Raw genomic sequence first — 15,890 nt, 5'->3', positions numbered from 1 at the left:
TATGGAAACCACCATCCTCTTTGCCCCGCTGGTGGGCGCGCTGCTCTGCGGGTTTGGCTGGCGATTTATCGGCGAGAAGGCCGCCATGTGGACCGCGACGGGCCTGCTGTTTCTGGCCTGTCTGCTGTCGTGGATCGTGTTCTTCACCTTCGATGGGGTGACGCAACAGATCGAGATCATGCGATGGATCGAGAGCGGATCTTTGTCGACAAGCTGGGCGGTGCGTCTGGATCGCCTGACCGCGATTATGCTGATTGTGGTGACGACCGTGTCTGCGCTGGTTCACCTCTATTCCTTTGGCTACATGGATCACGACCCGCAATGGCGTGAGGGCGAAAGCTATAAACCGCGCTTCTTTGCCTATCTGTCCTTCTTCACATTCGCCATGTTGATGCTGGTGACAGCGGATAATCTGGTGCAGATGTTCTTTGGCTGGGAAGGCGTCGGCGTCGCGTCCTACCTGTTGATCGGGTTTTATTACCGTAAGCCGTCGGCTAACGCGGCTGCGATCAAGGCCTTTGTTGTAAACCGGGTTGGTGACTTTGGCTTTGCACTGGGGATATTTGCGCTATTCTTCCTGACGGACAGCATCAACTTTTCGGACATTTTCGCGTCGGCCCCTGCACTTGCCGAAGAAAAGCTGCACTTCCTGTGGGGTGAGTGGACGGCCATCGAGGTGATCTGTGTCCTGCTGTTCATCGGCGCGATGGGTAAATCGGCGCAGTTGATCCTGCACACGTGGTTGCCGGACGCGATGGAAGGCCCGACGCCTGTGTCGGCGCTGATCCACGCCGCGACCATGGTGACCGCGGGTGTGTTCCTGATCTGCCGCATGTCGCCGCTGATGGAGTTCGCGCCGGGTGCAACCGGGTTCATCACGTTCCTCGGTGCCTCGACCGCGTTTTTTGCGGCAACCGTGGGGCTGGTGCAGACCGACATCAAGCGTGTCATTGCCTATTCGACCTGCTCTCAGCTGGGTTACATGTTCGTGGCTGCTGGCGTCGGCATGTACTCGGCGGCGATGTTCCATCTGCTGACACATGCGTTCTTCAAGGCTCTGTTGTTCCTCGGCGCGGGATCAGTGATCCATGCAATGCACCATGAGCAGGAGATGACGGAATACGGCGGGTTGCGGAAGAAGATCCCCTATACCTTCTGGGCAATGATGATCGGTACGCTGGCGATTACCGGCGTGGGTATTCCGTTGACTCAAATCGGTTTCGCAGGGTTCCTGTCCAAAGATGCCATCATCGAAAGCGCCTATGCCGGAGGCACCGGATACGCATTCTGGATGTTGGTAATCGCGGCGATGTTCACCTCGTTCTACAGCTGGCGCCTGATCTTTTTGACTTTTTATGGCGAAGAGCGTGGCGACAAGCATACCCATGAACATGCGCATGAAAGCCCGATGACCATGTTGGTTCCTCTGGGCGTTTTGTCATTGGGTGCGGTGTTCGCCGGAATGATCTGGTACAGCAACTTCTTTGGTCATGCTGACAAGGTAGGCAAATTCTATGGCATTCCGGTTGCGGAAGCGTCAGAGCATGCCGAGGCAGGAGATCATACAGCGGCGGATACATCGCATGGCGAAGATAGCCACAATAGTGACCACGCGGACGACGATCATGCGGATGACGGCGCACATGGTGAGAAAGAAGCCCATGGTGGCGACCACCACTATGCCTTTGCCGGTGAACCGGGTGAGGGCGCGCTATATATGGCGCCGGAGAACCATGTGCTAGATGATGCGCACGCGGCTCCGAAATGGGTCAAGGTTTCACCCTTCGTTGCGATGCTGCTTGGGTTCATCGTTGCTTACTGGTTCTACATCGCGAACACCTCGCTGCCGGCGCGTCTGGCGCAAAACCAGCGTCCGCTGTACCTGTTTCTGCTGAACAAGTGGTACTTTGACGAGATCTACGACGCAGTGTTTGTCAAACCCACCATAGCGCTTGGCCGGTTCCTGTGGAAACGCGGGGACGGCAATACAATTGACGGCTTCCTGAACGGGGTCGCCATGGGCGTTGTACCTTTCTTTACCCGCCTCGCAGGCAAGGCGCAGACGGGCTACATCTTTACTTACGCCTTCTGGATGGTTCTGGGTATCGCCGCCCTTGTCACCTGGATGTCGATCGGCGGAGGCGCACACTAATGGATAATATCCTCTCCATCGTCACCTTCATCCCCGCTGTGGCAGCAGGCATTCTCGCCCTGTTCCTGCATGGCGAAGACGTGGCTGCACAGCGCAATGCGAAATGGGTTGCGCTGGTGGCAACTACGGTGACGTTCCTGGTCTCGATCGGTATCTATACAGGCTTTGATCCGTCGAACACCGGCTTTCAGATGGTGGAAGAAGGTGAATGGCTGATGGGTCTGAAATACAAGATGGGCGTGGACGGCATCAGTGTCCTTTTCGTTCTACTGACCACCTTCATCATGCCGCTGACCATTCTGGCCAGTTGGCACGTCACCGATCGGGTCAAGGAATACATGATTGCCTTCCTGATGCTGGAAACGCTGATGCTGGGCGTGTTCATGGCGCTGGATCTGGTGCTGTTCTACCTGTTCTTCGAAGCAGGTCTGATCCCGATGTTCCTGATCATTGGCATCTGGGGCGGCAAGGATCGCATCTATGCCAGCTTCAAGTTCTTCCTCTACACCTTCCTCGGCTCGGTGCTGATGCTGGTGGCAATGGTCGCCATGTACGCTGATGCGGGCACTACCGATATTGAGGCGCTGATGCTCCATCACTTCTCATCCGAAGGGTTTAGCGTGCTGGGCGTCTATATCGTTGGCGGTACGCAAACGCTGATGTTCCTGGCGTTCTTTGCGTCTTTCGCGGTGAAGATGCCGATGTGGCCAGTCCATACCTGGTTGCCGGATGCGCACGTTCAGGCTCCGACCGCTGGTTCGGTCGTGCTGGCGGCGATCCTGTTGAAGATGGGGGGGTATGGCTTTTTGCGGTTCAGCCTGCCGATGTTTCCTGTGGGCTCGGCTGTGATGACCGATGTTGTGTTGTGGATGTCGGCCATCGCGGTTGTCTACACCTCGCTGGTGGCGCTGGTGCAGGAGGATATGAAAAAGCTGATCGCTTACTCCTCGGTTGCGCATATGGGCTTTGTGACCATGGGTATTTTTGCTGCGAACCAGCAGGGCGTTGACGGAGCTATCTTCCAGATGCTCAGCCACGGGTTCATTTCGGCTGCGCTGTTCCTGTGTGTCGGCGTGATTTATGACCGGATGCACACTCGTGACATCGAGGCTTATGGCGGTCTGGTGATCCGGATGCCGGCCTACGCGCTTGTCTTCATGCTGTTCACGATGGCCAATGTGGGCTTGCCGGGCACAAGCGGTTTCATCGGAGAATTCCTGACGCTGATGGGCACGTTCCAGGTGAATACCTGGGTAACGGCAGTGGCGGCCTCTGGGGTGATCTTCTCGGCAGCCTATGCGCTGTGGCTGTACCGCCGGGTCGTCTTTGGCGATCTGATCAAGGAAAGCCTCAAGGCGATGACGGACATGAGTTCGCGCGAGAGGCTGATCTTCGCGCCGCTGATCGTGATGACGATCCTGCTGGGCGTTTACCCATCACTGGTGACCGATGTGATTGGCAACTCGACCGCCGCGCTGATTTCAAACTATGACATGGCTCTGGCCGCAGCTGAGGCCGCGAACCAGTCGGCCGCTTCGCATTAAGGAGGCTTTGGAGACATGATCCAGGCTGATCTGACGATAATCCTGCCAGAGATTGTTCTGGCCGTATATGCGATGGCGGCGCTGTTGGGGGCTGTTTACACAACGAAAGACGGGCTTGCTCCTGTGCTGGTGTGGGCGACGGCAGGGTTGATGGCGCTGCTGGCGATTTGGATTGCGACCAACGGTGACGGCACCAATGTCGCGTTCAACGGAATGTTTGTGGATGACGGGTTCGCAAGGTTCTCGAAGGTGGCAATCCTGCTTTCGGCGGCCGCAATTCTGGTTATGAGCCAGGAGTATATGGCGCGTCGCGACTTGCTGCGCTTTGAATTCCCCTTGCTGGTCGCTCTGGCTGCTGTTGGCATGATGATGATGGTCAGCGCCGGTGATCTGATGTCGCTGTATATGGGGCTGGAGCTGCAGTCACTGTCGCTGTATGTCGTGGCCGCGCTGCGCCGCGATAGCGCCAAGTCGACCGAGGCTGGTTTGAAGTACTTTGTTCTGGGCGCACTTAGCTCGGGCCTGTTGCTGTACGGTGCATCGCTGGTCTACGGGTTTACAGGCACCACCCTGTTCTCAGGCATCATTCAGACCGTGCATCACGGTGACGTCTCGATTGGTCTGCTGTTTGGTCTGATCTTCCTGATCTCAGGTCTGGCCTTCAAGGTTTCGGCTGTCCCCTTCCACATGTGGACGCCCGACGTTTACGAGGGTTCGCCGACGCCCATCACTGCATTTTTCGCCACGGCGCCGAAAGTAGCGGCAATGGCCTTGTTTGCACGCGTGATGCACGACGCGTTTGGCGGCGTCGTCGAGGATTGGCAGCAGGTGATCGTCCTGCTTTCCGTGCTGTCGATGCTACTGGGCGCGATTGCCGCGATTGGTCAGCGCGATATCAAGCGGCTGATGGCGTTTTCGTCGATCGCCCATATGGGCTATGCGCTGATCGGGCTGGCAGCGGGGACCGAGATGGGCATCAAAGCAATGCTGATGTATCTGGCCATCTATGTGACCATGAATGTCGGCACTTTCGCCTTCATCCTGATGATGGAGAGGGATGGTAAGCCGGTCACGGACATTGACGCCCTGCGCCTGTATTCCAAGCGTGAGCCGGGTAAGGCGCTTGCGGTTCTAATTCTGATGTTCAGCCTGGCGGGTGTGCCGCCGATGCTGGGCTTTTTTGCCAAGTTCGGCGTCTGGCAGGCGGGTGTTTCTGCGGGGCTGACCGGTCTGGTGATCGTGTCGGCCATCGCTTCGGTGATCGGTGCTTTCTACTATCTGCGGATCGTGTTCTACATGTATTTCGGGGCCGAGAACGACGACCCGATCGAAACGCATTCTTCGCCGGTTCTTTGGGTCGCCCTGATGGGCTCGGCCGCATTGATGTTGGTGGGCGTGTTCTATCAATTCGGAATTGAAGGCGCAGCTGCAGCTGCGGCAGCGACACTTGTCAACTGATCCGCGTAACAGCTCGAACCCGAGGCTCGGTCACCAGACCGGGCCTTTTTTGACATGACAAATTGGCCACAAGGATACGGCCTGCACGTGTTGCAGGAGGTCGACAGCACCCTGAACGAGGCCGCCCGGATGGCCCCGACCACAACTGGCCCGGTGTGGATCATGGCGCATCATCAGACAGCGGCCCGTGGACGGCGGGGGCGAGCATGGGCCAACCCAAGCGGAAATCTGGCCGCGACCTTGTTGATGCGGCCAGAGGGCAACCCGGAACAGGCCGCGTTGCGCAGCTTTGTTGCGGCGCTGGCACTGTTTGATGCCTGCGTTGCAGTGACTGGGCGGGCGGCGGGCTTATCCCTCAAATGGCCAAACGATGTTTTGCTGAACGGTGGCAAACTGGCCGGTATCCTGTTGGAAAGCACAGGGCAGGGGCGTGGCGTCTCGCATCTGTCCATTGGTATCGGCGTGAATCTGACCGAGGCACCCGGCGCAGATCTGGTCGAACCCGGAGCTGTCCGCCCGGTCTCGCTGATGTCCGAGACAGGTGCCAATGTGACACCCGAGGATTTCCTGACCGAACTTGCGGCCGCCTATGCCGGATATGAGGCGCAATTCGTTACTTACGGATTCGAACCGATCCGCACCGCCTGGCTTGCCCGGGCTGCCCGGCTGGGCGAAGTCATTACAGCCCGTACCGCAGCGTCGGAAACGGTTGGAACCTTCGAAACGGTGGACGCCGGGGGCAACCTTGTCCTAAACACCGCCAAAGGCCGTGTCAGCATTCCTGCGGCGGATGTGTTTTTCTGAAGGAGGCTCAGATGCTTCTGGCTATCGACTGCGGTAACACGAACACTGTCTTCTCAATCTGGGATGGCGAAGAGTTTCTGTGCACCCTGCGCACGTCGACCCACCATGCACGCACTGCGGATGCTTATTTCACTTGGTATTCGACGTTGGTGAAACACTATGGGATCGAGGCTGAGATCACCGATGTGATCATCGCATCGACCGTGCCGCGCGTCGTTTTCAATTTGCGGGTCTTTGCAGATCGGTTCTTTGGGTGTCGGCCGCTGGTCGTGGGTAAGCCTGAATGCCTGTTGCCGATGGCCCCCCGCGTTGACGAAGGCACCGTGCCAGGACCAGATCGACTGGCTAACGCCGCAGCGGCCTTTGACCGGCATGGCGGCAATGTCGTTGTGGTCGACTTTGGCACGGCGACGAACTTTGACGTGGTCGCGGCGGATGGCGCCTATATCGGCGGCATCATTGCGCCGGGTGTGAACCTCAGCCTTGAGGCGTTGCATCAGGGCGCGGCTGCCCTGCCACATATCGATATCACCCGCCCCGAAAAAGTGATTGGCACAAATACGGTTGGCTGTATCCAATCCGGCGTGTATTGGGGCTATTCCGGCTTGATCGAGGGGCTTATTTCCCGGATCAAAACGGAATACGGAATGCCGATGAAAGTCGTTGGGACCGGTGGGCTTGCGCCGCTGTTCGATCAGGCGGACGTGGGGTTTGACGCAATCGAAGATGATCTGACGATGCACGGTCTGACCGTGATTCATCGCTACAACAAGGACAATGGCTCGACATGAGCAGCGAAAGACTGATCTACCTGCCGCTGGGTGGTGCCGGCGAAATTGGCATGAATGCCTATGTCTACGGCTACGGCAAACCCGGACAGGAACGGCTGATCCTTGTGGATCTGGGCGTGACGTTTCCGGACATGGATACAACCCCGGGTGTTGACCTGATTTACGCAGATATTTCCTGGCTGCGGGAACGCGCGGACCGGTTGGAAGCCGTGTTCGTGACCCACGCACACGAGGACCACGTGGGTGCCGTGGCGCATTGTTACGAGGCGCTTGGTGCACCTGTCTACGCGCGGGCTTTCACCGCCAACATCGCGCGACGAAAAATGGAGGAGCACGGCCACCCCGAAGATGCCGTGCACACTGCATCTGCCTGGCCCGAACAGATTTCTGTCGGTCCGTTCAAAGTGGGTTTCTTGCCGGTTTCGCACTCAATCCCCGAAAGTGCGGCTTTGGTGATCGACACCCCCGAGGGGCGGATCGTTCATTCCGGTGACTTCAAGCTGGATGAAAACCCGGTTGTGGGCGAAGCTTTTGATCCTGAGCTCTGGTCCGAGGTAGCCAAATCAGGGGTCAAAGCTCTGGTGTGTGACAGCACAAACGTGTTTTCCCCCCATGCGGGCCGTTCGGAATCCGAAGTGGGCCCCGAGATTACCAGGCTGGTCGAGGAAGCCAGCGGTATGGTCGTCGCTACCACCTTTGCCTCAAACGTGGCACGGGTGAAAACACTGGCTGAGGCGGGTGAACGTGCAGGACGCTCAGTCGTTCTTCTGGGGCGCGCGATGCGCCGGATGATTGAGGCCGCGACCGAAACGGGTATTCTGACTAGCTTTCCGCGCGTCGTAAGCGCCGAAGAGGCTGTGGATATGCCGCGCCAGAATCTGATGCTGATCGTAACCGGCAGCCAAGGTGAACGCCGCGCAGCCAGCGCGCAATTGGCGCGGGGCAAGTACCGCGGGTTGGAATTGAAAGAGGGCGATCTGTTCCTGTTCTCGTCCAAAACGATTCCCGGCAATGAACGTGGCGTGATTTTCATCATGAACCAGCTCAGCGAGAAGGGCGTGGATGTGGTGGATGACAGTGCAGGCCTTTACCACGTGTCCGGCCACGCTAACCGCCCGGACCTTGAGAAAGTGCATGCGTTGATCGATCCGCAAATGGTCATTCCGATGCACGGTGAACATCGCCATCTGCGTGAGCATGCCAAACTGGCCGAGGCCGGTGGGCGTACCGGTATTCTGGCGGTGAACGGTACGATGGTGGATCTGACCGGTAACGCGCCGCAGGTTGTCGACTATGTCGAAACCGGACGGACCTATCTGGATGGCACGGTCAAGATTGGCGCCTTGGACGGTGTCGTGCGTGATCGCATCCGTATGGCGCTGAACGGGCATGTCACTGTCACTGTCATTCTGGACGAAGAAGACGAGCCGCTTGGTGAGCCATGGTGTGACACGATGGGCCTGCCCGAACTTGGATCGTCCCGCGCTGCGCTGGTTGAGGTTTTGGAAGAGGACCTGACTCAGTTCCTGATGCGTGCCGAGGCCAAAACCCTGCGCGATGATGACAAGCTGGAAGAAGCCATACGCCGGATCGTTCGCCAAACGGCCAAGACCGAGATCGGCAAAAAGCCCGAAGTGACGACAGTGATCAGCCGGATGAAGTAAACTTAGCTGGGGGCCAATGGCCCTCAGTCTGCTTCGGGCATTGGATAGCCACGAAGTCTGAGAAACAGGTTTTCCTCTTCAGTGTTCAGAAAGAACGGAACGGATTTGGGCGGCGTTGGATCTGTGACCCGCGCGGCGATTTCGGCCAGCACAACCTCGGTAATGAACGGCAGGTCGAATTCGCGCGCCCGGTCCAGTGGAACCCATTGCAGATGCGACAGCTCGTCCGAGGCACGGCTGAAATCGTCCAGATCGCCCTGGATCGCCTCGGCATCTACCAGAAAAAAGCGCGCATCGAACCGGCGCGGACGTCCCGGCGGCGTTACGGCCCGAAAGACAAACTGAAGCGCCTGTGCAGATGGGCGATATCCCATCTGCGCAAATGTCGCCCAATCTTCGGTCAACGGGCCTGCCCATTTATCGGGCTGGCCCAGTACCAGTCCGGTTTCTTCCCAAAGTTCTCGGATTGCAGCCGCCGCCAAAGCAGTCTGCAACCCGTTATGCGATTTTTCTGCAAGACGGTCATGGCACACAGCCGGTAGGTCTGTGGCAAGTGCCACATCCGCATCGGACGTGTCGACCGCGCCGCCGGGGAAGACAAACTTGTTGGGCATGAACGCGGCCTTGGCGCCGCGTTGTCCCATCAGAATAGAAGGATTTGTCAGACGGTCCCGCAAAACAATGACCGTCGCAGCGTCTCGTATGGCTGTTTTGTCCACCGTCATCCGTTGCCCAACACGCGGTCTGCGATCACTTGGATTGGCCAAAGCCGTGCATCCGCCGGGCCCATTGATAGGCGACAACCGCACCTTTCAATCGCGGCAGCAGGAACAGCGACAGAGCTGTGCAGCCAAAGGCGAAAATCAGGAACATCGTCAGGGGCTCCGGTCGCCAGTGGACGTAAGATACGTGCAGCGCCGGTGCCAAGAGGTGTCCCACCAGCAGAATAGTCAGGTAGGCCGGGCCGTCATCGGCGCGATGGTGAAACAGCTCTTCTCCGCATTTCGAACATTCGTCGTTTACCTTGAGGTAGCTGTGCAACAGCTTTCCTTCGCCGCAATTGGGGCAGCGGCAGCGGAACCCTTTGACCAGTGCAGGCTTTGTCGGGCGGTCTTCTAGGGCGGTGGTGTCGATCGTCTGATCTGTCATGTTGATACTCGCGCGTTCCAATGATGAGGATATAACGCTTGTTTGACCCTTCGGGAAAGGGGGTGCGTCGCTTTGCATCGCCGGGGTGTTTTCAAAAAAGTTTCGATTCCCGCGACGGAAAGCTCGGCCGGGCGCGTTTGAACCTATGTAAGCAGCGGCAATCGCGCCGCGAAAACAAGGGAAAAACGTTATGAAAAGCGCCAAATTCATTCCTGCAATCGTTGTGTCAGCTCTGGCAATCACCGGCACATCTGTTTTGGCCGCAGGCGGTAAAGATCGCGAGCCTGTGACCTTTGAACAGCTCGATGCGAACGGTGACGGGCAGGTGACCAAGGAAGAAATGCAGGCACATCGGAATCAGCGTTTCACCAAGGCCGACACGGATGGCGACGGCCAGTTGAGCGTCGAAGAGATGCAGGCTGCAGGTCAACAGAAGGTCAATGACCGTGTTACGAAGATGTTTGAACGCAACGATGCCAACAAGGATGGGTTTCTGAGCGAGGACGAGTTGCCCAAGCCGCGTCGGGCTGACAAGATGTTTGACCGTATCGACGCGAACGACGACGGCGCCATCTCGGAAGAGGAATTTGCCGATGCAAAAGACAGAATGGGGAAGCGCCACAAGAAACGTGGGAACGCGGACTCTGACGATAGCTAATGCGGGATGGAGGACCTGACCTCTGCTCCACAAGACGTTCGCGGCGTGCCTTGCGCCGCGGACGAACTAGGCGACGATGCGTTGCTCAGGCTGTTTGCCGATGGCGATGCTGCTGCGGCGCGTGTTCTGACGGATCGGCTTGCGCCGCGCAGCCTGTCGGTAGCGCTGCGTTTTTTGGGCAACCGGGCGGAGGCCGAAGACGTCACGCAAGAGGCAATGATGCGCCTTTGGCAGATGGCCCCCGACTGGGTCCCGGGCCAGGCCAAAGTTTCAACGTGGCTTTATCGTGTGACGTTAAACCTGTGCGTCGATCTGCGCCGCAAAAAGACGCCAGATCGTCTGGCGGATGTGCCAGAACCAGAAGACGGAGAGGCCAGCGCAGCGGATCGCCTGCAGAACGCGGCCCGCAAGGATGCGTTGCAAACGGCGCTGTCGCAGTTGCCCGAACGGCAGCGGCAAGCCGTTGTTTTGCGACATATAGAGGAATTGCCCAACCCCGAAATCGCAGGGATCATGGGTATTTCGGTGGAAGCGGTGGAAAGCCTGACGGCACGAGGAAAACGGTCGTTGACGGCGATTCTGGCCGGACGACGTGATGAACTGGGGTACGACGATGACTGAAGACGAAGACAATCTGGATCTGTTGTTCGCCCAAGCCCGGCAGGACCGCCACGAGTTGCCGGACGATCTGGCTGTGCGCATTCTTACCGATGCGGAATCCGTGCGATTGAACCGCCTGAAACCTGATGAGCCAAAGACAAACCCTCTTTGGGCGCGTCTGCTTGCTGGTCTTGGCGGCTGGCAAGGAATGGGCGGTTTGGTTGCGGCCAGCATGGCAGGTGTCTGGATCGGTTTTTCTGCCCCAGATTTTCTGCCCGATCCCGCCAGTTACCTTTACGCACAGGATGTTAGTTTCGTAGTCGCTGACCTAAGTCTGGATACGAGTTTTCTGGAGGACGCCGAATGAGCGATAGCCCCAAACCCAAAAACCGCTGGATGTCGGTGCTGCTGGTCATCTCGCTGGCCTTGAATCTGCTGATCGTTGGTGTCGCCCTGGGAACTGCGCTCCGGGTCAAAGGAGGTGATCACGCGAAGTCACCGCCAGGATTCGGTTCAGCGCTTTATCGTGCTTTGCCAAAGGAAGAACGCAAAGCGATGCGCGGTGAGCTGTTCGATCGTCACAAAAAGGGTGCAAGCAATCGATCTCAGGATTTTGCGCAGCTCAGCACCGCCTTGCGTGCAGACCCGTTTGACGCTGCGGTGGTGCAAGCCCTGTTGGATCAGCAAGCGAAATCCATGGCGGACCTGCAGAATGCACTGCAGCAAGAGTGGCTCGCTCGTGTCGAGGCCATGAGCGATGAAGAGCGTCTGGTCTACGCCGACCGCCTGGAAGAGGTCGTAAAACGTGGCCCGCGTGGTCACAAGAAAAAGGACTGAGTGGGTCAGGCAGCAGTCTGCCTGATCCTCACTTGATTGCGACCCGCCTTTTTGGCTGCATAAAGCGCTGTATCGGCGGATTTCAGCAACCGCTCCACTGGTTCGCTGCGGGGCAGGGGCGCATCCGGTGCTGCCAGGCCTATGCTGATGGTGACCGGCACCGGGGCTGAGGTGTCGGGCAAAGAAAAGGGGGCCTCGCAGATACAATCACGCAGGGTTTTAGCCAATTCCATTGCCGCTGCGGGAGAGCTGTCGGGTAAGCCAATCATAAACTCTTCCCCTCCGATGCGCGCGACAAACCCCGCAGCGCCAACCGTATGTTTCATACGCCTTGCGGCCTCGGCCAGAACTCGGTCGCCGCTGACATGTCCAAAACGGTCATTGATAGTTTTGAAGTGATCCAAGTCTGCCAGCATGACAACAAATCCGTAGCCGGATCGCGATGGCTGTCGCGCCATTTGATCCATGGCTTGCATTGCATAGCGACGGTTGTGCAAGCCGGTTAGTGGATCCACCCAGGATTCGGCGAGCCCGCGTTTTAGAGACGCGCGCATTTGGTCCCTTCGCACCTTTCGGGCAATCTGGTTTTCCAGGTGCAGTTGAACCTCGTCGGCGCAGAACCCGCCCATGCAAACCGCGTCAGCTCCACGATCCAGGGCTTCGCACGCCATTGCCGTGTCCTCATCCTCCAGAACAGCGATTAGTACCGTGTGCCGGGTTGCACCCCGTGACTTCAAATCTGCCAGCGTATTCAATCCCGCGGTGCCCGTCCCCAATTCGATCAGGATTGCGTCAGGTACAGGCCCGGATAACAAGGCACGCATGTTTGAGGCACGATGGGCGCTTAGGTTGTGACGCGATCGCCCCGACAGTGCGGATTGCCACAATACCCCGGTCCCAGAGCCATGTGTCAGTATGGCCACGTGGGCTGATTTGGGGGGCGCAATTGATACAGCGGCGGACTCTGCAAACCCGATCGGGTGTGACCCGTTGCCCAACTGAAGCTCTTGTGTATCTGCACGCGCGCGCAGCAGACTGCGAATTCGCGCCAGTAACAAGGTATCCTTGAACGGGGCTGTCAAAACATCGTCCAACCCATCGGACAATGCCTGCAACCTTGCGGCCTTGTCGCTTCGCGGCGCGATGGCGACGACGGGTACATCGGCCAATTCAGGGTCGGCCGCCATCATTCTTTTGACGTCAGCGGCCGAGCCATCCGGCAGGGATTGCGCGACCAGCACCAGATCGGGACGCGTACGGCGAAGCAACCCGGCCAGACCGTGCAACTTTTCAGCCTGAACAACGTGATACCACGCCGCGGTCAGTTGAACCTTCAGCATAATGCGATTGGTCGAAGTCCCGTCGAGGACAAGGATGGTTCCTTGCACGGACATATCTGTCACCGTTGATTGCATGCGTTGCCAAAGTGTTTATGAGTCTGGTTAACAAACCCTTTCCAAGTCTGTTTCCGGGGCCTCTTTATGCCGATTACCGCCCAATCCGCCGAAACGCTTGCCCTGAACGTTCTTGGGTGGCTTGTCGGGAATGACGAGTTGCTGCCGATTTTTCTGGGCTCGACAGGAGCTTCTGCCGAAGAGCTGCGGGTGCGCGCTTCAGACCCAGAATTCCTGAGCTCGGTTCTTGAATTCTTGATGCTTGACGATTCGTGGGTGATCGCCTTTTGTGACGCCAATTCCATGGCCTATGACCTGCCGGGTCAGGCGCGGGCCGTTTTGTCCGGTGGCGAGGTTCACTGGACGTGAAAATATACACTGACAGGAGCATGTAATGCCCATCGACGCGATCTTGTTCGACAAGGACGGAACACTGTTTGACTTTGCGAACACATGGGGTGGTTTTGGACGTAGTGTGTTGGAGAAACTGTCAGACGGGGACGCAATGCTCGCCGCCGAACTGGGCCGCGCCATCGGATTCGATCCGATCTCGGAAGAATATGCTGACGACAGCATTGTGATTGCCGGAACCGTCGAAGAGATTGCCGAAGCGCTTTCGCCCTTTTTCCCGGATATGCCCAACGATGAGCTGGTTGACATTCTGAATGCGGAATCGGCGACGGCGACACAGGCTCCGGCTGTTCCTTTGGTTCCCTTCCTTGATGCTTTGCGGCAGGCGGGTCTTAAATTGGGCGTGGCCACGAACGATGGGGAAATGCCAGCGTTGCAACATCTCGCCTCGGTCGGGATTCGCGATCATTTTGATTTTGTTGCCGGTTACGACAGCGGCCATGGGTTCAAACCTGGACCCGGACAGTTGATTGCTTTTGCGACCCATGTGGGCGTGGATCCGTCGCGTGTGGCGATGGTGGGTGACAGCCTGCATGACCTGCAGGCCGGGCGCGCCGCCGGGATGACCACAATCGGCGTGCTGACCGGGTTGGCCCCGGCCGAAGCGCTTGCGCCGATGGCAGATGTTGTGTTGCCGGACATCGGTCACATTCCCGCTTGGTTGGCGGCAAACTGATCCGCCTGCGGCTGAATTCGACTGTCCAAGATATAAAACCGACAAACCTTGTCGCAGACAGAGCGGCCAGTGTGCCGACTTCCGGGCTTGCTTGAGATAAGCAAGTTCCGGAGGTTTCCTATGGCTGACACACAGACACGCAAACGCCGCAGTGGAGGACGGGCTGGTGCCGCGGCACGCAGGGGCAGTGCGGTGATCGACCAAATGCCGTGGAATCCGCCGATCAATATCGACAAACCCATTGGGCCTCTGGATCAATCTGGAATTGAAGCGATCCACGAAGGGGCCATGCGCATCCTCGAAGAGATCGGTATCGAGTTCTACAACGAAGAGGCCCTTGGCATCCTGAAAGAGGCGGGCTGTACAATTGACGGCGACAACGTCCGGATGGGCCGCGACTTTGTGATGGAAATGGTGGCGAAAGCTCCGTCAAAGTTCACGATCACGCCAAGGAACCCCAGCAGGACGATTGAGGTAGGCGGCAAAACCCTGCTGTTCGGGAACGTGTCTTCTCCGCCGAACTACTGGGATCTTGAGATCGGGACCAAGGTGGCCGGCAATCGAGAGATGTGCCGGAACCTGCTGAAACTCACGCAGTACTTCAACTGTATCCACTTCGCAGGGGGCTATCCGGTCGAGCCGGTCGATATCCACGCCAGCGTCAGGCATTTGGACGTGCTGTATGACAAGCTGACGCTGACCGACAAGGCGATGCACGCCTATTCGCTGGGTAAAGAGCGGGTCGAGGACGTGATGGAGATGGTTCGGATCGCCGGTGGGCACAGCCATGAAGAATTCGAAGCGACCCCGCGGATGTATACCAACATCAATTCGACCTCGCCGTTGAAGCACGACCACCCGATGATTGACGGGTGCCTGCGCCTTGCGCGGCGCGGTCAGGCGATTGTCGTGACGCCGTTCACACTGGCCGGTGCAATGGCGCCGGTTACGATGGCAGGCGCGGTCGCGCAATCCTTGGCCGAGGCGCTGTGTGCAATTGCATTGTTTCAATATGTCCGGCCCGGAATTCCCTGCGTTATCGGTACGTTCACGTCCAACGTTGACATGAAATCAGGTGCGCCCGCTTTTGGAACGCCCGAGTATATGCGCTCGACCCAGATGACCGGGCAGATGGCGCGTTTCTATGGTCTGCCGATGCGTTCATCGGGTGTGTGTGCCGCGAATGTGCCGGACGGGCAATCGGTGTGGGAGACATCGAACTCGCTTTGGGCGGCGGTGCAGTCGGGCACCAATATGGTGTACCATGCGGCAGGGTGGCTTGAGGGCGGGCTGATTGCCAGCCCCGAAAAATTCATCATGGACTGTGAGATTCTCCAGCAAATCCAGCGATATATGCAGCCCGAGATCACAGCGACAGGCCCTGACGAAATCGCGCTGGATGCCATCAAAGCGGTAGGCAACGACGGCCATTTCTTCGGCATTCAGCACACCCAGGATCGCTATACCACTGCGTTCTATCAACCGTTCCTGAGTGATTGGAAGAACTACGAAGGTTGGGACGTGGCGGGCGGTATCTGGACCGCCGAGCGCGCCCATCACATGTTCAAGGAAATCGTAACAAGCTTTGAACCACCGGCGATGGATGACGGGATCCGAGAAGAGCTGGCAGATTTTGTTGCCCGCCGTAAAGTCGAAGGTGGGGCCCCGACGGATTTCTAGTTCAACAACAACAACTTCCACATTGAGACTCTTTTCGGATTATCCCCAGCGCATCTCTTTTTTGGCTATTTG

General features: G+C 57.9%; 16 protein-coding genes. 13 read left to right on the top strand and 3 right to left on the bottom strand.

Features of this window, described 5'->3' with window-relative positions:
- Position 1 precedes the first annotated feature (1 nt).
- The 6 genes from nuoL to GOW16_RS00515 are packed head-to-tail and all read left to right on the top strand — an operon-like array spanning position 2 to position 8,413.
- Positions 2 to 2,152, top strand: coding sequence for an NADH-quinone oxidoreductase subunit L (nuoL, locus tag GOW16_RS00540; RefSeq protein ID WP_170409238.1), 2,151 nt, complete (start codon positions 2 to 4; stop codon positions 2,150 to 2,152).
- The gene (locus GOW16_RS00535) at positions 2,152 to 3,696 is read left to right on the top strand and encodes an NADH-quinone oxidoreductase subunit M (protein ID WP_170409236.1); all 1,545 of its coding nucleotides are present in this window, start codon (positions 2,152 to 2,154) and stop codon (positions 3,694 to 3,696) included. Before nuoL ends, GOW16_RS00535 begins: the two co-directional genes overlap by 1 nt.
- Before the next feature lie 15 nt (positions 3,697 to 3,711).
- The gene (gene nuoN, locus GOW16_RS00530; protein ID WP_170409234.1) at positions 3,712 to 5,154 is read left to right on the top strand and encodes an NADH-quinone oxidoreductase subunit NuoN; all 1,443 of its coding nucleotides are present in this window, start codon (positions 3,712 to 3,714) and stop codon (positions 5,152 to 5,154) included.
- Between the two features lie 54 nt (positions 5,155 to 5,208).
- Positions 5,209 to 5,958 carry a biotin--[acetyl-CoA-carboxylase] ligase gene (locus GOW16_RS00525; RefSeq protein WP_170409232.1) on the top strand — a complete coding sequence of 250 codons (750 nt, stop codon included), beginning with the start codon at positions 5,209 to 5,211 and terminating at the stop codon, positions 5,956 to 5,958.
- Between the two features lie 11 nt (positions 5,959 to 5,969).
- The gene (locus GOW16_RS00520) at positions 5,970 to 6,749 is read left to right on the top strand and encodes a type III pantothenate kinase (protein WP_170409230.1); all 780 of its coding nucleotides are present in this window, start codon (positions 5,970 to 5,972) and stop codon (positions 6,747 to 6,749) included.
- Positions 6,746 to 8,413 carry a ribonuclease J gene (locus tag GOW16_RS00515; protein ID WP_170409228.1) on the top strand — a complete coding sequence of 556 codons (1,668 nt, stop codon included), beginning with the start codon at positions 6,746 to 6,748 and terminating at the stop codon, positions 8,411 to 8,413. Before GOW16_RS00520 ends, GOW16_RS00515 begins: the two co-directional genes overlap by 4 nt.
- Before the next feature lie 23 nt (positions 8,414 to 8,436).
- Here the strand turns inward: GOW16_RS00515 and GOW16_RS00510 are convergent, their stop codons facing one another.
- Positions 8,437 to 9,138: an NUDIX hydrolase gene (locus tag GOW16_RS00510; RefSeq protein WP_170409227.1), complete on the bottom strand. Its 702-nt coding sequence runs from the start codon at positions 9,136 to 9,138 to the stop codon at positions 8,437 to 8,439.
- Positions 9,139 to 9,163: 25 nt separating this feature from the next.
- Positions 9,164 to 9,562, bottom strand: coding sequence for a DUF983 domain-containing protein (locus GOW16_RS00505; RefSeq protein ID WP_170409225.1), 399 nt, complete (start codon positions 9,560 to 9,562; stop codon positions 9,164 to 9,166).
- 190 nt (positions 9,563 to 9,752) lie between these two features.
- Between GOW16_RS00505 and GOW16_RS00500 the strand changes: the two genes are divergently transcribed.
- The 4 genes from GOW16_RS00500 to GOW16_RS00485 are packed head-to-tail and all read left to right on the top strand — an operon-like array spanning position 9,753 to position 11,657.
- Entirely contained in the window at positions 9,753 to 10,220 is a 468-nt protein-coding gene (locus GOW16_RS00500) for an EF-hand domain-containing protein (RefSeq protein WP_170409223.1), read from the top strand.
- 6 nt (positions 10,221 to 10,226) lie between these two features.
- Positions 10,227 to 10,841, top strand: a complete 615-nt coding sequence (locus GOW16_RS00495; protein ID WP_170409221.1) for an RNA polymerase sigma factor — start codon at positions 10,227 to 10,229, stop codon at positions 10,839 to 10,841.
- Positions 10,834 to 11,187 carry a hypothetical protein gene (locus GOW16_RS00490; protein ID WP_170409219.1) on the top strand — a complete coding sequence of 118 codons (354 nt, stop codon included), beginning with the start codon at positions 10,834 to 10,836 and terminating at the stop codon, positions 11,185 to 11,187. The genes GOW16_RS00495 and GOW16_RS00490 overlap by 8 nt, the downstream gene beginning before the upstream one ends.
- Complete coding sequence (locus GOW16_RS00485) at positions 11,184 to 11,657, top strand: periplasmic heavy metal sensor (protein ID WP_170409217.1); 474 nt, start codon at positions 11,184 to 11,186, stop codon at positions 11,655 to 11,657. The genes GOW16_RS00490 and GOW16_RS00485 overlap by 4 nt, the downstream gene beginning before the upstream one ends.
- Positions 11,658 to 11,662: 5 nt before the next feature.
- Here the strand turns inward: GOW16_RS00485 and GOW16_RS00480 are convergent, their stop codons facing one another.
- Positions 11,663 to 13,051, bottom strand: a complete 1,389-nt coding sequence (locus GOW16_RS00480; RefSeq protein ID WP_170409215.1) for a diguanylate cyclase — start codon at positions 13,049 to 13,051, stop codon at positions 11,663 to 11,665.
- 87 nt (positions 13,052 to 13,138) lie between these two features.
- Between GOW16_RS00480 and GOW16_RS00475 the strand changes: the two genes are divergently transcribed.
- The 3 genes from GOW16_RS00475 to GOW16_RS00465 all read left to right on the top strand — a co-directional run bounded on the left by GOW16_RS00475 (position 13,139) and on the right by GOW16_RS00465 (position 15,818).
- Positions 13,139 to 13,420, top strand: coding sequence for a DUF3572 domain-containing protein (locus GOW16_RS00475; RefSeq protein WP_170409213.1), 282 nt, complete (start codon positions 13,139 to 13,141; stop codon positions 13,418 to 13,420).
- Between the two features lie 25 nt (positions 13,421 to 13,445).
- The gene (locus GOW16_RS00470) at positions 13,446 to 14,138 is read left to right on the top strand and encodes an HAD family hydrolase (RefSeq protein ID WP_170409211.1); all 693 of its coding nucleotides are present in this window, start codon (positions 13,446 to 13,448) and stop codon (positions 14,136 to 14,138) included.
- A gap of 120 nt (positions 14,139 to 14,258) precedes the next feature.
- Entirely contained in the window at positions 14,259 to 15,818 is a 1,560-nt protein-coding gene (locus GOW16_RS00465; protein WP_170409209.1) for a trimethylamine methyltransferase family protein, read from the top strand.
- Positions 15,819 to 15,890: the final 72 nt, after the last annotated feature.

This window comes from Ruegeria atlantica (genome assembly GCF_013033965.1).
Lineage (GTDB): Bacteria > Pseudomonadota > Alphaproteobacteria > Rhodobacterales > Rhodobacteraceae > Ruegeria > Ruegeria atlantica_D.
This window is presented reverse-complemented; position numbering and strand designations above follow the sequence as displayed.